Raw genomic sequence first — 20932 nt, 5'->3', positions numbered from 1 at the left:
TTTTGTATTAAGAAAAATCTTTCTTCTGTATCGTGGGCAAAACACAAAATGATAGTTAATTAATGACACGGTTGTTTGGGTTCTTCTATAATCATTCATCACGTTTGCATTGTGTCAGTTAGATTATAAAACTGCAACACGAAAGATAAAAAAATAAAAGATACCAACATTTTGGATACTTAGAGTGCCACAAACCTTGCGATTTTTAGTAGCACTCCTTATCCAACCTCACTTTCATCCCATGCCTAAAGGCGAGGGGCTTTCTCGTTCGGGAAAGGCTGTAATCCCCCCTTATAAAAAATAAGAAGCCTCTTTTTGAGAGACTTCTTATTTTTTATACAAACGACATACATAGGTTAAATATACACAATAAGATTAGGATGCTGAACCTTATTGCAGCTTTATTATAGCATATAACTTCTCATTTTTGTTTAACAATTCCAAATAATACAACTTTATCAATATTTGAATGCTTATTTACATAAAATACAAAAAAATAAAGCCAACCAAATATTTACTTATGGGACCAACACATGCAAAAACAGTTACCGTCCTATTCATAGTTTTGAAGATTTGTCATCTCCTTCTTTAAGAATACTTTAAAATTCAGATAGATTACCGTATATCGAAATCTTATGTATGCAGAATTACATATCAAATCTCATTGAAAATCATTCTCGTTGTAACTATAATGGTTTCAAGAAGTGATATTTTCACTCCGGTTTCAAATCTCACAGTATATTAAAGGAGGAACTAGCATTATGAAAAAAGTTATTTTAGCAGGGGCATTAGGAATTGCAGTACTATCAGGTATGAACTTACCAGGAGCAGAGGCACCTAAAGCGAGTGCGGCAACTACAAATTTAGATATTCAAGAAGTTACAAAATATTACTCTATGAGTTCCTATGAAGTTTCTCAAAAAGAATCATTTAATCTTAATAAAGGGGAAGAGCTTACAGTCTTTGTACAAAATTCCGGGTTCCCAATTTCTTATACAGTCTTTGATGCAGATAATCAAGTAATTGGCACATACAATGCTAATTCACCATACGGTCGCGTCTTCAAAGCACAAAAAGATGGTAATATTTCCGTTCAATTTCAAGCAGGAGTAAATTCTTCTTACATGAAGAAAATGAATTTCACAGCTAAATTTGCAGTGTCTAAACTGAACCAACAATAAAAAATTGAACAGCCCTCTTTAAAAGCAAATTAAAAAGGTATATCCCTTGAATGGGATATACCTTTAACTTTAGTGAATTTTATATTGACCAGATAACTGCTCTTGCGCCATACGAACTAAACGTTTTGTAATTTCTCCACCTACTGAACCATTTGTTCAATTGCACTTGCTGCAGCTGCTATTAAAATTTCGTTTGAATTATTATTTTCGCGAATTTGCATTTTTTAAACACCTCCGTTGAATTTGGTAATATCATGCTCTATTACCAACAAAATATGCAAAAAAATTATTTATTTAGCCATTATATATATACCTAAGCTTTCATCCCTCTTTAGAAAATAGTAATCACTTGAAAGGCATATAAGACATGGCTTTCTTTTTTATATAGAATTTATAACTTAACTTCAAAAGATCGTTATTTATAATTACATTTACCCAACAATATTTTCGAACTTTTCCATTGTATTACTAATTTCAGTTTGATTATTAATCACTTCTCTTTGCAATTTTTCAGTCACATTCCTAACAATAGTTACACCATTTGTGATACTCTCTACATTTAAATTTATTTTTTTTATTGCACCATCAACATTACTGGCCAATCTTCTTACCTCTTCTGCTACTACTGCAAATCCACGTCCATGTTCTCCTACTCTTGCCGCTTCAATTGCTGCATTTAAAGATAAAATATTAGTTTGGGAAGAAATGTCCTTAATCATTTGAGCGATTTCACTTACTAAATTAATCTGTTCTTTTAAAGATTGTAACGCTTTCATATTTTCCTTAGAATTAATGTCTACCTTACTTCCTAAATCTATAGATAAATTCTTTAAATGTGAAACAACTTCTCTCGTTTGATTTTCACGATTTGTAATATCCGTTGCAATTTTTAGTACAGCATCTACTACTCCTTGTTCATTTTTAATTGGAATATAGGTAGCCTCAAACCAAGTTAAATTGCCTTTTTTACCAACTCTCTGAATTTTCTTTTGAAACTTAATTCCCTTTTTTAAATTCTCCCATAACTGATTATATTCACTACTATTTACAAAATTATAGGGACAAAATTGTTTATGTACCATGTTCTTCATTTCACTGATTGTATAACCCAAAGCTTGCGCAAAGTGATCATTTACCCAAATTACCTCTGTATCTAAGTTAAATTCTATCATTGCTAGATTGGATTCCAGTCCTACCAAAATCATTGTTTGATCTAATACCTGAGTGCTTCCACTTGATGAAATATTCATAATAAGACTCTCCCTTTTTATCCATTATACTTATTATAATGATTTATAAATATAAATAAAACTATAAAAGGACCTACTTGTATATGACAAGAAATAGGTCCTTTTATGATTTAAATTTCAAAAGCATAAAAATATTATAAACGGATTTTAAGTTACTTTACGCCCACTTGATTCCAAGCATCTTCTACTGCTTTATATGCTGCACTACCATAGCCATCATAATCAGCTGCAGATTGTAATAAAGCTGTACGAGCTTGTTTAAAATCACTTGTTGGTGTTAAATAAGTTGTTAATGCACGATAATAGATCTTTTCTGCTTTCTCTTTACCAATAGCATTGATTGTCAGATATGCGGCCTTATTCGGAATACCACTATTAATATGTACTCCACCGTTATCGCCTTCTTCAGTTGCTGGAAGATATTGATAATCTCTCATATGAGAAGGTTGTCCATATTTTTCGGGATTTGATAAACTACGAAGTGCATCTCCAGAAATACCAGGCGTATACACAGTTTCTCCTAAATCCCAGTTTGCAGGATCAACAAAATATCCAAATACATCAGAGAACGATTCATTTAATGCGCCTGATTGATTTACGTAACGAAGATCAGCTGAATACTGTGTGACAGCATGAGTTAATTCATGTGCGACAACATCAAGAGAACCAGAAAGCGGAATAAATTCACGTCCGTCACCATCTCCATAAATCATTTGCTGTCCATTCCAAAATGCATTGTTTACATCCACTCCATAATTCACACCAGAACGAATTGTTTTCCCTTTTCCATCAATACTGTTACGATTGTGAATATTTTTATAGTAGTCATAGACTTTTCCAGCATTATAATGAGCATCGACCGCAGGTCCTTGATCTTTATTTATCCAAGCATTATCATCATCCAGAAGACGATAGTTAACTGGATAATCTGCATCACTATGATTTACTGTAAATGTTTCAATATAGCCTCCATTCATAGGCTTTGTTGTGTCTTTTAAATAGTATTTCCTCTTTACACTATCAAAGGTTGTATTCAGTTCTTTCCGATCGCCTAATACTCCATATCCATAACCTTTTTGAGGGCTATCTGCGTCTGTAACTGCATTATATGAATCTATGATTGATCCATCTTCTGCATTCACATAGATTTGCCAGTTTGCTCCGTAAGGTTTAATAAATTGCAGTTGCACCTTAAACGTTAGATAATACTTTCCGTCTTTTTCATATACAACTACATCTGCTTTTTCATTTGTAGATTCTAAGCTTTCTTTTACTTGGTCTAATGTATTTCCATCTACTTTTATTAAGGTATCATTTTTTGTAAGTTTAATATGTTTCCAAGCATTTGAAAGGGCTGTTTCTTTTGTAATTTTTGCTTTTGTATTACCTTTCAGACTTTCTGCAGCAGCTGGATGAACATCTCCATTTACTGTTGTTACCTTGCCCTCTTTATCTGTATGAACAATAAATTGTGCACCATCAACTGGCACTTTATTTACAGACCTTGTATAAATATAATGTTTCATACCTAAATCATCAGATTTTACTTCTTTCAGTATTAGATCCGTCTGTGGATTTACCTTAAATAGTTCTTTATTTTCTTCTAAAAACTCTTTCACTGCTTTTTGAGTTTCTACCTTCTTATCAGATAATTCACCTGAAAGAAATGATGGACTTCCTTGTTCCTCATTCCAATTCTTTTGTTGCACTTCCATTTTATCCATTACTTCTTTTTGAGATGCTTGTTCTTCTGCAAACGCAGTTGAAAAAGGCGCACCTACCATTGTTCCTGCAGCAAGTAATGTAATAACAGTTTTTTTCATACATCTTCCCCCTTCAATATAAGTAAAATAAAAAGTATAATTACAAACTTAAATATACAATTACTTTTAAAATATTTATATAAATATGAATAATTGCATATTTATATAAATAAAGTAGTGTCTATTTCTAAAACAAACTCAGAATATTGGAACTAATGAACGGAAGGTAGATTTCTAAAAAATGAGTTAAAGGTATGTTTTTGAAGACTTCATCTATAAAAAACGCCTGCAGATTTCTCTAGGGGTATTTTTATGATTTATTATTGATTGATTCCTTTTCTATCTACTATTTTCTTATAACAGCCATATTTGACTACCTGTCTCACATTTTATGCTCCTATTTGCTAGCTAGGGAGCATTCCAGAACCAAATTTTAATTGTGTCATATTTATTACATATTAGAATTTCAAGAGGGATTATGCGGATATTAGAATAAATTAAAATAGTATAGAAATAAAATGAAAGGGGCGTTACATCATGAGTTATAAAAAAGTAGTGTGTACTTGAAATTTTAAAAAGTTAAGTAACTTAATTTTTCGTTTTAATAGTGTTTTAAACATACCATATGAGGATGTGAGAAGATGAAGCTTGCACAAAGAATTTTAATTATAGTTGCATTCATTTTATCTGTATGGAACTTTTCTAATGTCAATGATGTGTTTGCCGAGGAAGTTGAGTTTTCAGGTTTAACTGCCCCTATCGGGGTAAATGTGCGTGATAATAAAAATTCAAACGGAAATATAATAGATGTTCTTCAAGGAAATCAAACCGTTTATTTCAATGGCTGGGAATATGGAGAAAGTTTAAAAGATTATTGGACTGGAAGTATAGATAATCGCTGGTTTTATTTTTTTAAAAACGGTAAAAAAGTATATGTTGCTTCGGCATTTATAAATGGAAATCCACCTAATTCCATAACAACTATTAAATTAAATGTTCCTAACATTAAACAACAGCAGTCTAATTGGTGTTGGGCAGGTACTTCAGTATCTGTTTTAAACTATTTTGGGCAACCAACTACACAACAACAATTTGTAGGATATGTAAAGGGAGGCTTATACAATTATCCAGCTACTTCTAGAGAAATACAAAATGGCCTTATTTATTTTGGTTTAACTTCAACAATTAATAGAGGAACTCTTTCTTATGATGAGTTTAGAAGCCAAATTAATAGTAATAAACCAATGATTACACTAATTAATTGGAAAAATGGAGGGAATATTGGTCATTTTCTTGTGTTAGATGGTTATTTTAAAGGTATGAATAATATGAACTATATTACCTATATGGATCCTTGGTATGGAGATCATTATCAACATAACTTTGAATCATTTAAAAATAACGATAGATTTTGGTGGAATGAAACAGTTCAAGGCATTAGTAGAGGATATTAAATGAAAATAAGGAGGGACATAAGTTTATGAAAAAGATACTGAGAACTATAATTTTAGGCTTATTTTTAAGTATTGCATTAATAAGTATGAATAAAATTGCTCAAGCAACGGATAATTCTAAAGAGCCACCTGAAAAGATAGCATTAAAAGATTATCAAAATAGTAAAAGCACCCTATTAAAAGATGGGAAGCAACTTTATCAAAATCATAATTTTACATCTAACTCACCTTTAGAAATATCCACATTTTTTTTCCATGTCTATGAAATACAACAACAAAATATTATAAATAATGACTCCCAAAAACTATCCGAATATTTATTGCCTACAGATGAAAAATTATGGTTTATTTTAAATAAAAACAACCCAGAGGGATTAATTTTCACAAATGAACAAGAGCCTATACGTATGGGGGGAGAAAAACGTAGTAAGGATTTATATGAAATCTATAGGTCTATACAAACAAACGTAAAACAAATCAAAAAAATTATATATATTGAATTTGAAGGACAAGGATTATTTGTTGTTTCTCACGAAAATGGAGAAGAAGTATATGCGAGTGAAGGTGCTTCTTTTATTTTAGGAGTTCCATCAGCAAAAAAAATTAATCCTGATGAAATTATTTTAAAAATGAAGGAAAGAATTCTCTTGTCTCAACAATAAGATTAATGAAGGAAGAAGGGGCCTCTTTTGGTAATCCGTCCCCTTTGTAAAGGACATTTTAAAAAAGTTAGGCAGTCGTAAGAAGATGATTTCTGTATTCAACAGGAATCATCTTCTTTAAATTCCACTGATACCTATGCTGACTATAGTATTTCATATAAGCTTTAATTTCTTGTTTTAGCTTGGTGAAAGAGGTATAAGTTTTTATGTGGATATTGTTCCTACTATTAACTACACACATCTCATGCAAAGCCTCGCTACAACATAAACAAATTCATCTTATGACCGCGTTTCTTCTTACGAAATTAAGTAATTGTTTCAATAGCTGGTTTGGGAATCATAGAATTACTTTCTTTCTCAGCCCTATTATTCTGTTCTTTTGCCTAAAATTCCAATATCCCCATTACTTCTTTCGTAAATAGTTTAAAATCAGTTAAATGTTTTTCAATAATTTGACGAACAATATCTAAATTTACACTTTGATAATCATGAACAGCAATATTACGAAATCCAACCATTGCTTTTAACTTATTTGCTAGATCAGCGTTAAGTAATCCTGCTGTAACCAATAAGTCAAAGGCCTCTCGACTAGATTGGGGTAGTCCTAATTTTTCCCCTGCAACAATATGCATCGCTAAATCAATACTCGCTTCACAAGCTCTTTGTATGTTCAATATTATTGAATCTTGTTTTGTAAAGTCCTCTAAATTTTCAGGGTCATTTCCATACACATCTTGAATTCTTTTTATACAACGTTCTATTGTAGAAATTTTATTTAAAATAACCTCATTCTTCATATATAGAACCTCTTTTCTTTATATCATCAAATACTATCTGTCGTTCTTCATTTAATTTTGAATACATTTTTAAGGTCTTCATTTCAAAAATGACCTTACGTTTTTCATCCGAACAAAATATTGTCTTTCCTGTATGTATAATCTGAGCTTGAAAAACTGTAGAAGCTTCGGATAAATCAACTAAATCAACATCTCTATGAACAATGTTAGCTAACTCCTGTGCTAATAAAAAACGTTCATAGTTCCCTAAAGTTGTGTCACTTAAATAAGCTATATCAATATCACTATCTTCTCGTTCTCTGTTCTCAGCCGTTGATCCAAACACAATTATCCAATAGGGATTCACCGTCTCTTGTAATTTTTCTATAATAGCTGTTATCATGCTTCGAAAAATCATCTCATTAATCCCCCTTAGTATACTTGAATTTTATTATATCATAACCAATCATCAATCCTTTAAACTACTACAAATACTTACACAAAACTAGAAGCTTATTTCTGACCTAAAATTATTATAGTTCAGGGGGTAGGTATGTTGTAGCCTTGAACTATAATAATTGTTTATAATCCAACACTTCGCCTGTTAAATGCCTTTTATATTTTCTTCTTGCAAGAGCAAAAGGCTGACAGCGTATGTCAGCCTTTTACTTTTATAACTCTGAAGAACTTTAGCCTATTTTAATATAAATTCTAATAATTTGAGGGTATATTACTCTAACAAAGACTTATATATTAATCCACCTTTAATTTTTCTTTTACTTTTGTAGGGAGTTCGTCTTTCTTAATCTCTTCCCAAGATTTCACACCTTTTTTCTCAGAGTAATATATATGTAAAAATGCTTCTTTACGAAGGTTTTTTAACGCTGTAAACTCCATTTCTTTCTCTTTACCATCCTTATCAAATCCAGGTAATTTATATTGGTAAGTCGTATCCCCATTTACATTTTTCTCTTTTAATTTTTCACCATCTTTGGTAATTTGCACATAATATGTATCTGTACCAAGACGATTTAAATTACACCCCGATAACAACACAGTAAACATCACAAAAACACTACACATAAGCACTATTCGTTTCATATTACTCACCTCATATCTTTTCTCACAAAAATTATATCCTAATCTATTTGCTGCCAACATTCATTTCCATTACGCTAACATTACGTTTTTGTAAGGTAGTAAAAACAGCATAAAATTAAAAGGATATGAATTCGTATTTCTATTGAATCCATATCCTTTGTTCTTATTGAGTAAACTATTTTACCTCATTCTAAATAAGAGGTATTTTTATTATTCTGGGAAAATGAAATTAGAGTTCCCTTCACTATTATCGGAATCCTCTTTCGGGAACGTAATAGTAGAACCTTGATTTCCTTTATTTATTTCTTGCTCTTCAGGAAATACAATGGAAGAATCATTACCTAAGTTTGGTGAAAAACCAAGTTTAGATAAAATGGCTTTTAAGTCAGGTAAAACACCAATTTTATCAGAGATTGGATCGTTAGATTTCGTTCCAGTATTAGGGTCACTTAAAATATCCCTAAGCTGGCTTGGTGTATATACTTTTCCCTGATTATTTTTTGCAATTCCTTGAATTGATGCAGCAGCACCAGCAATAATAGGCGATGCACTAGATGTTCCAGCAAAACTAGATGTATATAGATTTGTTGTAAATTTACTTGGTTTAGCATCTGTAGTATCAACTGCATTCCCCCATCCATACACATCTACTCTACTACCGTAATTAGAGAAATATGAACGTTTATGAGGAACCCTTGCAGAAGCTGCTCCAACCATAATTGCCCCTGAATCTTTAAAATCAGGACTATTACGATTTAAAACTTGTTTACCATTACGGTCTCTGAATTGATCTAAATCGTTTCCGCCGTTTGCACCTGCTTCAATAATAATAATTCCTTTATTTGCTCCCAGACGAATTGCATCAAATATATCCGGTTTTACTTCTACAGGAAGATAGTTCTTATCTCCATATCCATCGTAAGTTGCTTGTGCCTCTAGTAAAAGAATATCTCCAGCTTGCATATTGTTAACCGCACTTAAAATAGCATCAGCTGTATTATAATTTCCGTTATCCCTAATTTGAGATACAACCTTTACCTTAGCTTTGGGTGCGATTCCAATTCCGCCTATGTTATTATCCTCTGCCGAAACAATTCCTAAGACTGAAGTACCATGATCATGGTGCTCGCTTTTATTCTGTCCAGATATCAATTCAATCTTTTGATTCACTAAATCCTCATGACTAAATAACCACCCATACTCCATATCTACGAATGTAGTCCCTTTTCCATCCCCACCTTTTATGCTCCAGGCATAAGGTGCATTAATTCCTAATGGTGCTGGTTCAAGATAACCTTGTCTTGTAAGTCTAGGCTCATCATATGGGTTAACAGATAAATTTGGTAAACGCTCTTCTGGTGACGCCTCTTCTTCCTGTAAATACGCCGTTTCAACAAGAGATGATTTCTCAATTTTTGTAAGTAACGCTTGTACATCAATACCATCTTGAGTTTCTACAATATAGTAGTTTAGCAAATTAGAAGAAATATGATCAGAATCTTTTATTTCTTTACCTAGATTTTTAATTTCTTTAGGATTTAAAGAATTAAAAAGTCGATTTATAGTTACATTTGGATATTCAGCTAAAATTCCAATGAATTCAGGATCTTGTTTTTCTTCTTTAATGAATTTTTCTATTCCATCCTGATATGGTAAATTCGCTTCATTTTTAAATTTTAAAATTAATTGTTTAGTAGCTTGCTTATGTACAGTAGAATTCAATTGCTTATTTGAATAATTGTAAGTAGCTGCGTAGGCAACTTCTGATTTTTCACTTGGAAGTATACCACCTACTCCATTAAATGCTGTTAATGCAATTGAAGAAACTAGAATTCCCTTAAAAATTTTCAAAACGCGCACCTCTTTTTATTAATATGTAATTATAAAAAAATGTATATTACCTAATTTCTTTCTAGAAATATATTTTATATGTAGGTCTATATTTTCAACTCCATTCATTCTTAAATATTTGTTTATACATCATTAATAGAACTAGCTCATGTCAATCCAATCTATTAATTCAGTTACAAACCTGTAACTATTATAGTTACAGGTTTGGTGAATAGTCAACCTTATATGTAATTTTGCATTAAAAATCATAGATACTTCTATAAACTTACCCCTAATTATTGTAAGAGAGATTGAGCTTCTATCATTTTAAGTAACTGCATATATGTAATATAAAACATATATGGGGGGTTAAAACGTGGTAATTTCAAGACAAGATTCTTGGACTAATGATAACGATTTAATTCTCGCATCAACAGTACTTCAGTATATTCGTAACGGTGGAACACAGTTAGCTGCATTCAAAGAAGTAGCAAAACTACTAGCTAGAACACCCGCAGCTTGTGGATTTCGTTGGAATTCATATGTGAGAAAACAATACCAAGACGAAATACAACAAGCCAAACAACACCGAAAAGTGGGAAACAACATTCCTCTCTCCCCACCAGAAAAAGAAACAAACTCTTTGTCTATTACATTAGATGACATTATTCTCTTTCTACAAAATTATAAAGATGTGAATGAATTGACAGTTTTACAAAATCAAATTGAAGATTTAGAAGCGGAGAATCAATCCCTTCTACAACGTTTAACTATGTATGAAGAAGAGTATCGTATGTTACTGAACCATATCGATAAGACAAGAAATTTAATTGTAGTGGATTAAACAGCATAACTAGATTGATGTTCCTGCAAGACTTTAACTCTCCAAAATTGCTATTAATAAAGGCAATTCAGTCTCTTATAATTAAAAATACACATACATAATGTATGTGTATTTTTAATTTAACTATTTTTAAAAGAAATATTTAGTCTATATTACATCTTTTCTAATATTTCTTGTCTTTCACACCATTTCGTTAGTTTTTCTAATGCCTTTTTAGATAAACGTTTTGTTTTATAATTACAAAACCTAGATAATGTAGACGGAGAAATACTAATTTCATCTGCTATTTCACGAATGCTTACTTTTTTTTCATTGTGTACTTTCAGTATTTGTTCACGGATCTTCTTCTCTATTTGTTCGACTGATTCTACAGTCTTCTTTACTTCTTTAACAACTGTTACTTCAGGTAATTGTTCTTGAAGTCCTTCTATACTTTTCTTTCCGATTACCCTATCCATTGATTGCAGCATTTCCTCAGGCGGTAAAATCGTTATTCCTAAATTAGCATAATAGTTTTAAACCAATTACGTTTCCCAATTTATTGTTCATCAAGTGGGTCACTATATTCCCAATGAGAAATTACTTTTTCATTTTCTAAATCCATTAGAACATTTTCTAACTGTTCTCTAATACGATTTGGCTTCCAATCTTTTGGAATATCCATTACTGCTAGCAGCCCTTTGTCCCCGCCTATAGAATATGGTTTTTTCAATGATTAATACATTTGGTTAATTCTCCATTGCCATGTTAAGTATCGAATTAACCTTTTATGATATTTGTGTCTATAACTATTGTATTCAAGTGCTTTTTTAGACAATAACGCTGTTGTATTATTTGATCCGTATAAGTAATTGGTTAAAAAGCTGCCTGGCTTAATACGACAAGACTCAATGCCCATGTATTCATTAGTAACACTATGTCTCCACAATACAACTGAATCTAATACAAATAACCTTTTGATTACTTCACGTTTTAATTCTAAACGTTCTCCATCATCATCACGGTCATTTAATACTACTACCTCATTATCATCATTTAAATAGATAAAAATGCTTGCTAAAGCCGCAACTCCCTTTGCTATTTTAATTTTATCTTCCGCTCTATAGTATTCTTTATTTTTGACTACTGTTTTTGGAATGTTACACATTTCTAAAACTTGCTCATAAGAAAAATCAATGAATTCATCTGGAGATTTTGCTTCGTTTATCCATTGTATTGTAATTGCATCTAAACAATCTGCCGTTAAATCATCCATATTACTCATTACATCATCGACAAGGGTATTCCACCGAGCAGCTTCTTCTATATTTGTAAGTCTTAAATCTTCATCTTTGTGTGAAGAAAGCTGAGCTACACCATTAAAAGAATTAGTTTCAATAGGATATTATAAAACCTTACTTAACTCATCTTCTTCAAATTGATTTTTTGCAATCCCATCTCTTAGCTTATAATAGACAGCAGAGTTATTTACCTCATAATAATCCTCATGGTTTACTATGCTTGTCTTATCTATATTTTGATCATTTTCTACTACTATGGAACTTGAAGGTGCTACATCTTGAAATTCTTTTTCTATAAATCCTTCGATTTCTTTATATATTTCTTCCTTATAGGAATCAATTTTCGCATAAATTTGTACTAATGTAATACCGGATTCTTGCTTTTTTTCTAGCCAAGACACTAATACAGTATATGATGAAGAAGCATGAGGTGAGGTTAATACTTTATTATTATTGTTTTCAACATCTTTAAAGTATGCATTCCACTTATTCCATACTAGTTCATTTTTTTATAAATTGGCTCAGAGATTAGCAATGCATCTCGAAACATTTGTAATAAGTTATCCACTTTATATTCCTCCCTAAACCACGGATTACAACAAAGTAGTTTTCATTATAAAATTTCTTACTACTATTATATTTAATTTATTGTAACAGATATTTACAAGATTTTGAGCTTTGCTTTCCCTTAATCCTCAATCTGCAACATGGTTGCTCTTTCTCTTCCATATTTCTTCTTTACTTGCATTCCTTTTGCGCTTTGCTTTCCCTTAATTCTTAACTTGCAACATGGTTGCTCTTTCTCTTCCTATTTCTTCTCTACTTGCATTCCTTTTGCGCTTTGCTTTCCCGTAGTCCTTAATTTGCAACATGGTTGCTTTTTCTCTTTCCTATTTCTTCTTAACTTGCAACACGTTTGCGGTATCCTTAACACAAAAAAAATCATAAAATTCTCTTATCCCTTGATACAAATAGGTTCGTGAGCTGTTGCAAGTTGCTATTTTTCTTCTTAAAGGAGCATGTTTCAACATTTTTCATTTTGCTATAATCAAAATTGGCATATTTTATAGTATTTTGGCATATATTTCTGAATTTGTAGAACGGAGGTGAAAAAGATGGGAAAATCATTTATAATACGAAATCAACGTAGCTTAAATGGGGAAACAACCAATGCGGTTGTTGATTTGAATTAAAGTTTAATCAAAAAAGCTCCACAAACCCATATTATATGATAGATAAGAAGACTCCATTTTGAAAAAGATTAATCAAAATGGAGTCTTTTCTATTCAAATAAACATTCTTTTTTATAAAAAAGTTTGATTAAAATTCACTTAGAATTTTTTAATTAAAAGGATAAAACATCGTAACCTTTTTTTAACGTCGCGACTGTATTTAAAAGCAACATTTGGTCATATGAAAGATGAATTAGATTATAAAGATTGTCAAACCTTTGAATCCCTTGAGCTCAACATAAAGGATTATATAGAGGAGTATAATTATAATCGTTATCAGTGGACATTAAAAAAGATGACTCCAATCGAATACCGGAACCACCTTTTAAGTGCTTGATTTTTCAGGGCTTTTTTATTATTACGTTACTATGTCGTATTTAATTACAGACTTACGGCATTTGATCCCTTAAATCAGCTAGTGGAATAACCTTATCTACAAGCCATAACTTCTTATTTCCATCATAAATTAAATTGATTTGCATCAATGACATATTTTCAGATGATATACCATTGATAATCATTTTACTTTTAACCTTAGCAAGTACGTTTGCTTTGGTAGTATCTATGAAAGCATAGTACAACTCGCCACCAATGTACTCTGATTTAAAAGCTACCTTTTTCTTATCTTTTTCCTCTGCAGTACTTGAAGCCGGTGGATTTGGTGCACCAGGAGGTGTCAATTCTTTCTTCGCATTTGGAGTTATATACGCTTCAACATTTGTAAGATATGATTCTCCTTTACCAGTATCATATGTTCGAAATGCTTTCAAAAATCTCTCAGCTGCTTCCTTTACCTGTTGTTGGTTATTACTCTTTAAAGCTTGCAATTCTTTCTCCGTATCCTTATATTGTGATTCTACTTTTTGTATTTTCTTAGACAGCTTTGCCTTTTCATCTTTAAGTTGGGCATTATCTGCATTTATTTTAAAATTCAATCCTATGCTACCTATAAGCAATACGATTAATAAAATTGTCGTTTTTTTCATTTCACCCCTCCTATCTTGCCACCTTACCATAACCCGCAAAATGCTGTTGCCAATAAGGATTACTTAAATCTGCGTAACCAATTGGATCTCCCGCATGATACATACGATTATTACCTACATAAATTCCAACGTGTGAAATACCTGGTTTATAGGTACCTTGGAAAAATATTAAATCTCCTGGTTGTGGATCATTGGTTCGCTGTGTAATTTTAAATTGTGTTTCTGCAGTACCATTTAGATTAACACCGGCCTGCCCATATACCCACTGAATGAGTCCACTACAATCAAATGATGTTTGTGGAGTTCTTCCTGCCCAAACATAGGGCCACCCCTGATATTTAATTGCTTCATCCATTACCTTTTTAAATAATTCATCTCCGCCGGCTACAGGTCCACCACCACTACCACCTTGATAATATCTTAATACATGTGGAACATAGTCTGGATCACCATAACACCAATTATTGGCTACTGCTTCTGCACTTCGCCAAGAAGCACATTTATAACCAGTTTTTGCTGTCTGTTCTGCTGAAAATGCTCTTGCATTCGCGTGTGTATATCCACCGTTAGAAAGTGCATAGTTTGCATAACCAGTACCATAGTTATAACACTGTAGTGTAATATTTGGATCGCCGTTGGATTTTTTATGACAATCAGCAAAATGCATTAAACCATATTTAATACTTTCTTCTGGATCTGTAAAATATCCTGGACCATATCCTTGTGATTCCGAACTTTGCATTACATCCAATTGAGTCCCAGAACTTTCTTGTTGAATAAGAGCTAGTATTAATGGAGTCATTGCTTCAATTCCATGTTGTGCTGCATACTTTCTCACCAATGGCTCCCATCTCATTACTTCAGGGCTAACACTTGCAGTACCTGGTGTAAAAGGACCACCAATTTCCCCGGGACTGACTTCATCCTCTCCCATTGTAGCAGTTAATAAAAAGATGACTATTCCTAAACCTGCAACAACAGCCAGAATAACACCGGCTATTATTAATAATGGCTTCGCAACTGCAACTGTAGCTGCCTTTTGAGCTACCTTAACCGCTACTTTCTTACCAACTTGTGCAACTGCTTTACCCGCTATTTTGGATCCTTTTCCAGCCGCCTTTCCTAAAGAATGGCCTGCCTTTTTCAAGGCAGGCTTAGCATTCCCTAGTTCAGCTTCAGGATGATGTTCATTTTCAAAGTCGCGATTTGGTTCCGCACTCAATGTATAAACCCTCCCTCACGAGCTGAATTATTTTGGTTTTATCGTTTCTTTTGCTTTTACATTTTTTAAAGCTTCTTGTTGTGTTTGTGCTTTCGTTTCAACTTTTTTAATTGCTGCTCCTTCTTTTACCTGTTGCTGATTATTCACTTTAGGAACATTTTTTGTTTGTTGTTGATTAACTGGTTTTACCTCTACTTGTTTTTGTGGCGTACTTACATGTGAAGTAGTAACTGGTTTACTTTCAATCGGATTCGCTGGTGTTGGTGTTGGTCCTGACTGTGGTGTTGTGATTGGTTTGCCCTCCACCGGATTCGCTGGCGATGGTGTTGGTCCCGACTGTGGTGTTGTAATTGGCTTTGTTTGACCCGTTGGTGTTTTAATTGTTGCTCCTGGTTTTGCTCCTGGTTTTGCTTCCGCCTTTACATCCTCTTGCTTATTCTCAAGTCCACTGCTATTTTGATTTGCCACTGGTCTAACTTGAGCTTTTACATCTTCTTCTTTATTATTTAGCTCCCCATTTGATTGCGCTACTGGTTGGACATCCGCTTTTACATCCTCTTCTTTATCTTTTAGTTCTGCCTGTTGCATTTCAGGATTATTATCTTGATGTTGCCCTCGTACTGCTAATTCCGGGTTCTCTTTTGTTGCGGCTACTTCTTCCTTAACCCTTTCTTGCTCCTGATTTCCTTTTCTATCGCGAACACCTAAATTTTCTTCTTTTTTCATTTGATTTATATTTTTTTCTTTTTCTGCTTGCATTTGTTCTTTTTCCTTGCGTTTACCATCTGCTACCTTTTCTTTTCTATCTGCATAGTTTTCTTTCAACTGTTTAAACTTACTGTAGCCTGATTTCCCCACTTTTCCTGCCACCGCAGCACTTGCAAGACCCGCGGCGCCAGCTACTGCTACACCTCTTCCAACTGTCTTAGATCCACGTCTAACATCACGATATTTCTGCCTAATATTACTCATAGCATCTGATGCGCGTGCAGCTCCGGCACTTGCTGGTACTGTAGTAATAGCATCGAAAATTGTTTTACGGTATAACCAAACACCTAAAAATGAAAGTATTTGTAATGTAGCTACAACTAGGTATCCATATTTGTCGGTTGCGCTGAATAGAATCGACGATACCCAAAACATTAATGTTACCAAGAAACCAATAGCGACTTTCATAAGTAGTGTTCTAAACAGTTCAGCTAAGAATTTTTTAGCAGTCCCAGTCCATGCAGGTACTAAAGCCATCAATAACATTACTGGTGACATTAGCGCTACAATGATAAACATTAATTGGTAGAACAACATCGCCATACTACATAAACCTAAGACAACCCATAAAGGTCCGTTGATTAAGAAAAGTAGTAATACTAAAGCTCCACGCTCGAAAGTAGCGTCCAAAGTTAATATCGTATTTTTCTTCTGTTCTACTTCCTCTTTTAATAGATCTTGCCTTTCATCTGCTCCTGTTGTTGTTAACATTTTCTTAATTCTTTCATCACCGATTTTCTTCATATCTGTTGTACCAAACTGTAGTAATGTATAAGGTTGTTTTATTAATAGAGTGTGTGTTAAATCAGTAATGGAATCGACACCGCTTGAATATCCTTCACTTGCTCCACTAATACTTTGAGTGGAATCAAGAACAGTTTTATTTACTTGTTCAGAGAAAGTGTTCAGTCCTTTGATAATATAACTTGAATTTGCGAAAAAAGCTAAAGTGAAAACTAAAATACCTAATGTCTTTAAAAATCCTCCTAGCATCTCTGACTGGCGTCGTTGTACAAAACCTACCCAGATAACCCAGCAAGCTAATAAAGCTAACATGAGTCCAATTAATTCACTATATATTCCATTACCCCAAGAACCATTGAACCCTGCTGCTTTAGATATTACATCGCCTAATTTATCTCCTACATCAGCTACAATATTGAGACTCATAGATTGACCGACCATACTTGTAACAAAAGTACTAACTGCAAGATTAATCGTCCATCCAATACTTACAAGACTAAATAACACAGCAACCATTTGTTCTTTTACTTTGTCTCCCCATTTCCAAAACTTAAGAGATTCACCAAATCCACCTTCTGGTGTATAGATGTCAATTCCATAGCTACTTGCAGGGTATTCTTCATATTTTAATTTTTCCTTATTCTTTGGAATGATATCGTCTATAAGAGAAGGTCTGGGTTCTTCCTCTGCATATACTGGAGCAGCTTTAAAAAGTAAATTAAATGCTAATAGCAAAGTACAAATTAATAACAATAGGGTAATAAACTTTTTCATTACATGTTACTCCCCCTTTTGTGGGAAACCTATTAATCTTTCGAACTAAACTCATTTGTCGGTTTAGTATTTGCTACTTCATCAATTTCATTTCGTTGAGGGCCAGAATAACTTCGAACTTTGAATCCATCTTCTGTACGAACTACTCTTACCCATTTCACTGCTTTATCGATATTTTTAGGGGGCTTCTTTGAAATAAAGTTATACATAATTGTATCCTTATCTACCACATACTCTTTTACTGTATAGTCTTTGTAAGATAAATTATTTTGTGGCCCTTGATTCGGATCTAAAATTTTATTTTTATCTCCATCGACGATAAGTTTTCTAATTGTTTTATTATCATGTTGTAAGTCAGCTTTTACAAAATCCAACATCATTTCTCTAGGAGTGTGCCCCTGTTTATCTTTTTCTTCTCCTACATTTGTTTCGCTATTTCCACATGCCACGCTCAGAATTAGAGCGCCAGCACATAGGCTAGATAGCATTAATTTTTTTAGTTTAGTTTTTACCATGTTAACTCACTCCTACATTTATTTTTTCTCCCCCTTCTTCGACAAAGGTTGCATTAACTTCCTGCTTTTCATCATCATTTGACTTTCTATAATTCTTTCTTGCATTTGGTCTTGTATCGAATGCATCATATAAATCCTTAAACACTACATCCATTGTGACAACACCTGTTCTTCCTTGAATGTCTTGGAATAAACATTGTCCTGTTTCTAAATTAGTAATAATCGCATGATTTTCTTCATTGTCAGGTAATCCAAAGAAATCTAAGATTGAAGAAATTTCTTTACTGTCTGTGTTACGGAATGAGAACTTCATACCAATATTATTCTTAAATGTCTCATCTCCAAGGTCACTTGCACTTTGAGTAGCAAAGTATACTGCTGAGTTTAAGGCACGACCTTCACGAACTAGCTTACGAGCTAACTCTCGCCCTTGAGAAGTTCCCATGATTGCCCATGCTTCATCTAATAGAACAATTTTGAATTTAGTAGGATCCTTTTGAAAGAATTTTCTTGCAAAAGAAGATAGAGACATCAGCATACTAACTGATAAATTTTCTTGTAAGGTATAATCTTTTGGATCTTTTTGAATATCTGGCATGTCAAGATGCTGAATTTGTATGATATTTACTGCTGTATCAAGTTCAATATCTCTATTTGTTCCATCACCAAAGATTAAGTGTGCAAATGATAAATTCTCAAATGCTTGAATATGAGCTGCTAATTGTTGATCCACTTTATCCTCACTATCTTCAAGATATTGAGATACAGCTGTTAAGCACGGCTCTTCCATTCCTGCTACGAATTCTACTGCCGAAGCCAAGCGCGGGAATTTTTCCGAGTTATCAGGTTTAATACCTGTAATAAAAGTAAGAATTGTCATTGCTAACTCAATTGCATCTTTTCGGCTATGTTTATGAATGATAAATGGGTCTAGTTTCCCTTCATCTCGTCTATCAGTACCTAGTGTAATTACGTTTACTTTACCTTCTAGACCGTGTAAATCTTCTGTCCAGTTCCCCCTCTCACCTTTTGGATCAACTATCAGTGTTTGAGCTCCTCCAAGTACGGCTAGGTAAACAATTAAGTTCGTTCCAAATGATTTACCGGAACCAGTACTTCCTGTTACTGCAACTGAAAGTGCGCTTGTTTTTTGATTTGCAACGGTATTTGTTGCTGCAAGTGAGGGTGTCATATAAACTGCTTTGTTTAAAATACCAGTTGTTCCAATATAAAACCCGATGTTATCTCCTAAATCTTGTGTTGCACCAAACATACCGGCCGCCAGAACTCCAGGCTCCATAAAGTGTATATAATCATTTACATATCTTCTAGCTCCAGGGATAAATTCATTAAACAGTAGGAACTGATCTCCATATGGTCTTACTAGTTCAATCATCATCTCTCTATAAATAGAAATGAGTGAATTGGTATTTCGACGCATTGTATCCAAATCTTCAGCACATATACAGAAAGATACTGATGTCTTAACTAGTGGCATACGCGTCTTTTGTATAAGGGCTTGTAATTCAGTAGCTTCTTGAACACCTTCATACACGTTTAACCCAACAGTCTGTGCATTTTCCCTTGCATGTGCTTCTTGATCTTCTAAATCTTTTTTCTTTTTATTTAGTTTAGATAGTGCTTTGCGATGGTTAATGTTTTCTGTGCGTACACTTAGTTCAATTGGGAAATCTATATTTTGGATCATATACATCCACTCTTGGTCTGGAAACTCCATTGTATATGGAATCTTGGATGCCGATAAGAAACTCATATATGCTGGATAATCTAATCCATCAGAACCAATTTGGGACATTTCTATATGTCTTCCTTTAACCTCTACTTCTGATTCTGTTAAACGTAATAAACTCTCTTGATTCGGAAAGATTGCAGAATCGTCATCAACTACCGGTGGCGTCCATCCTGATGTAACAGGTGCCTCTAATGTACGATAGAAGTTTCGTAATACAATCCATTGTGTTTCATTTGTTTCTAAACTTCTCACGGCTAAATGTTTTCTTATTTTGTTTCTAAAGGCACTAGCTTCCCGCTTATACATCTCCAAATCAGTTTTTAATATTTTGGTATCACCAAGTAGTCCAAACTGTTCTGCAGTGTTTTTAAAGGTATGAAATGCAGTATAAAGCATTTCCTTAAGTCCTTCTTGTACGTGTCGTACTTTTAATTTCACACCAATAAAGTAACGATACTCCACAGCGTTTTTACCAAATTTTCTTTCTAACTCATGGACAACGTCATCAGTATGATCGATTGCCAGCTCTTTTAGTTCACCGCTTACTGTTTCTTTAAACTCATCGGCTTTTTCTTTGAAATTCTGATAAACAGGTATCATTAATAGATGTTTTTCTTCTTCATAATTCCAAAATAAGCCGAGTTGGCGCATAAACAACGTATTTTTATCATCGTCTCCTTTAAATTCATAAGGAATCCCGTATGCCTCATAATACGCCCAGCAAGAACCATCTTGGTTAAAAATCAAATTATCATGAAAATATTTGACTGGAAATTCAACCTGATTCATTTGTGCCT

At 33.2% G+C, this 20932-nt stretch carries 15 protein-coding genes and 6 pseudogenes; 5 read left to right on the top strand and 16 right to left on the bottom strand.

The genetic code is table 11. The features are described from left to right. A pseudogene (locus V7S50_RS32435) lies at positions 1-102 on the bottom strand (IS200/IS605 family transposase); the annotation flags it as partial. Positions 103-761: 659 nt separating this feature from the next. Between V7S50_RS32435 and V7S50_RS32430 the strand changes: the two are divergent. Next, complete coding sequence (locus V7S50_RS32430) at positions 762-1181, top strand: hypothetical protein (protein ID WP_000755782.1); 420 nt, start codon at positions 762-764, stop codon at positions 1179-1181. 69 nt (positions 1182-1250) lie between these two features. Here the strand turns inward: V7S50_RS32430 and V7S50_RS32425 are convergent. From V7S50_RS32425 to V7S50_RS32415, 4 genes and pseudogenes are all read right to left on the bottom strand, one after another. Further along, a pseudogene (locus tag V7S50_RS32425) lies at positions 1251-1402 on the bottom strand (small, acid-soluble spore protein, alpha/beta type). A gap of 210 nt (positions 1403-1612) precedes the next feature. Further along, positions 1613-2107 (bottom strand): methyl-accepting chemotaxis protein, encoded by a 495-nt coding sequence (locus V7S50_RS34220; RefSeq protein ID WP_442896555.1) that lies wholly within the window; start codon positions 2105-2107, stop codon positions 1613-1615. After that, positions 2087-2353, bottom strand: a pseudogene (locus tag V7S50_RS34215) (PAS domain-containing protein); the annotation flags it as partial. The gene V7S50_RS34220 and the pseudogene V7S50_RS34215, both read right to left, overlap by 21 nt. Before the next feature lie 230 nt (positions 2354-2583). Next, complete coding sequence (locus tag V7S50_RS32415) at positions 2584-4254, bottom strand: M4 family metallopeptidase (protein ID WP_336376761.1); 1671 nt, start codon at positions 4252-4254, stop codon at positions 2584-2586. Between the two features lie 581 nt (positions 4255-4835). Here V7S50_RS32415 and V7S50_RS32410 point away from each other — a divergent pair. Beyond that, positions 4836-5648 (top strand): papain-like cysteine protease family protein, encoded by an 813-nt coding sequence (locus tag V7S50_RS32410; RefSeq protein ID WP_242253818.1) that lies wholly within the window; start codon positions 4836-4838, stop codon positions 5646-5648. 26 nt (positions 5649-5674) lie between these two features. After that, positions 5675-6310 (top strand): hypothetical protein, encoded by a 636-nt coding sequence (locus tag V7S50_RS32405; protein ID WP_242253820.1) that lies wholly within the window; start codon positions 5675-5677, stop codon positions 6308-6310. A 67-nt stretch (positions 6311-6377) separates the two neighbouring features. On the opposite strand, the pseudogene V7S50_RS32400 reads toward V7S50_RS32405, so the two are convergent. The 5 genes and pseudogenes from V7S50_RS32400 to V7S50_RS32380 form a co-directional block, all read right to left on the bottom strand. Next, a pseudogene (locus V7S50_RS32400) lies at positions 6378-6524 on the bottom strand (IS3 family transposase); the annotation flags it as partial. 169 nt (positions 6525-6693) lie between these two features. After that, positions 6694-7107 carry a type VII toxin-antitoxin system HepT family RNase toxin gene (gene hepT / locus V7S50_RS32395; RefSeq protein ID WP_336376760.1) on the bottom strand — a complete coding sequence of 138 codons (414 nt, stop codon included), beginning with the start codon at positions 7105-7107 and terminating at the stop codon, positions 6694-6696. After that, positions 7097-7504, bottom strand: a complete 408-nt coding sequence (mntA, locus tag V7S50_RS32390) for a type VII toxin-antitoxin system MntA family adenylyltransferase antitoxin (RefSeq protein ID WP_336376759.1) — start codon at positions 7502-7504, stop codon at positions 7097-7099. The genes hepT and mntA overlap by 11 nt, the downstream gene beginning before the upstream one ends. 335 nt (positions 7505-7839) lie before the next feature. Next, positions 7840-8187: a YxeA family protein gene (locus tag V7S50_RS32385; protein ID WP_336376758.1), complete on the bottom strand. Its 348-nt coding sequence runs from the start codon at positions 8185-8187 to the stop codon at positions 7840-7842. 210 nt (positions 8188-8397) lie between these two features. Continuing rightward, positions 8398-10038, bottom strand: coding sequence for a S8 family peptidase (locus V7S50_RS32380; RefSeq protein WP_336376757.1), 1641 nt, complete (start codon positions 10036-10038; stop codon positions 8398-8400). Between the two features lie 355 nt (positions 10039-10393). Between V7S50_RS32380 and V7S50_RS32375 the strand changes: the two genes are divergently transcribed. Further along, complete coding sequence (locus tag V7S50_RS32375; protein ID WP_242253824.1) at positions 10394-10861, top strand: RsfA family transcriptional regulator; 468 nt, start codon at positions 10394-10396, stop codon at positions 10859-10861. A gap of 152 nt (positions 10862-11013) precedes the next feature. Here V7S50_RS32375 and V7S50_RS32370 read toward each other — a convergent pair. Continuing rightward, positions 11014-12709: pseudogene (locus V7S50_RS32370) on the bottom strand (helix-turn-helix domain-containing protein). A gap of 836 nt (positions 12710-13545) precedes the next feature. Between V7S50_RS32370 and V7S50_RS32365 the strand changes: the two are divergent. Continuing rightward, positions 13546-13710: pseudogene (locus V7S50_RS32365) on the top strand (IS3 family transposase); the annotation flags it as partial. Positions 13711-13762: 52 nt separating this feature from the next. Here V7S50_RS32365 and V7S50_RS32360 read toward each other — a convergent pair. Genes V7S50_RS32360 through V7S50_RS32340 form a run of 5 tightly spaced genes read right to left on the bottom strand, consistent with a single transcriptional unit; the run spans position 13763 to position 20924 of the window. Continuing rightward, entirely contained in the window at positions 13763-14359 is a 597-nt protein-coding gene (locus V7S50_RS32360; protein ID WP_336376756.1) for a hypothetical protein, read from the bottom strand. Positions 14360-14369: 10 nt separating this feature from the next. Continuing rightward, positions 14370-15581: a bifunctional lytic transglycosylase/C40 family peptidase gene (locus tag V7S50_RS32355; protein ID WP_336376755.1), complete on the bottom strand. Its 1212-nt coding sequence runs from the start codon at positions 15579-15581 to the stop codon at positions 14370-14372. 27 nt (positions 15582-15608) lie between these two features. Next, positions 15609-17867 (bottom strand): CD3337/EF1877 family mobilome membrane protein, encoded by a 2259-nt coding sequence (locus tag V7S50_RS32350; protein WP_336376754.1) that lies wholly within the window; start codon positions 17865-17867, stop codon positions 15609-15611. Positions 17868-17899: 32 nt separating this feature from the next. Continuing rightward, positions 17900-18382 carry a hypothetical protein gene (locus V7S50_RS32345; protein WP_336376753.1) on the bottom strand — a complete coding sequence of 161 codons (483 nt, stop codon included), beginning with the start codon at positions 18380-18382 and terminating at the stop codon, positions 17900-17902. Between the two features lies 1 nt (position 18383). Then, positions 18384-20924, bottom strand: coding sequence for an ATP-binding protein (locus V7S50_RS32340; RefSeq protein WP_336376752.1), 2541 nt, complete (start codon positions 20922-20924; stop codon positions 18384-18386). Between the last annotated feature and the right edge of the window lie 8 nt (positions 20925-20932).

This window comes from Bacillus sp. CCNWLW194 (genome assembly GCF_037120585.1).
GTDB classification, from domain to species: domain Bacteria; phylum Bacillota; class Bacilli; order Bacillales; family Bacillaceae_G; genus Bacillus_A; species Bacillus_A basilensis.
The sequence above is the reverse complement of the archived record's forward strand: the minus strand, read 5'-3'. Positions and strand labels throughout refer to the sequence as shown.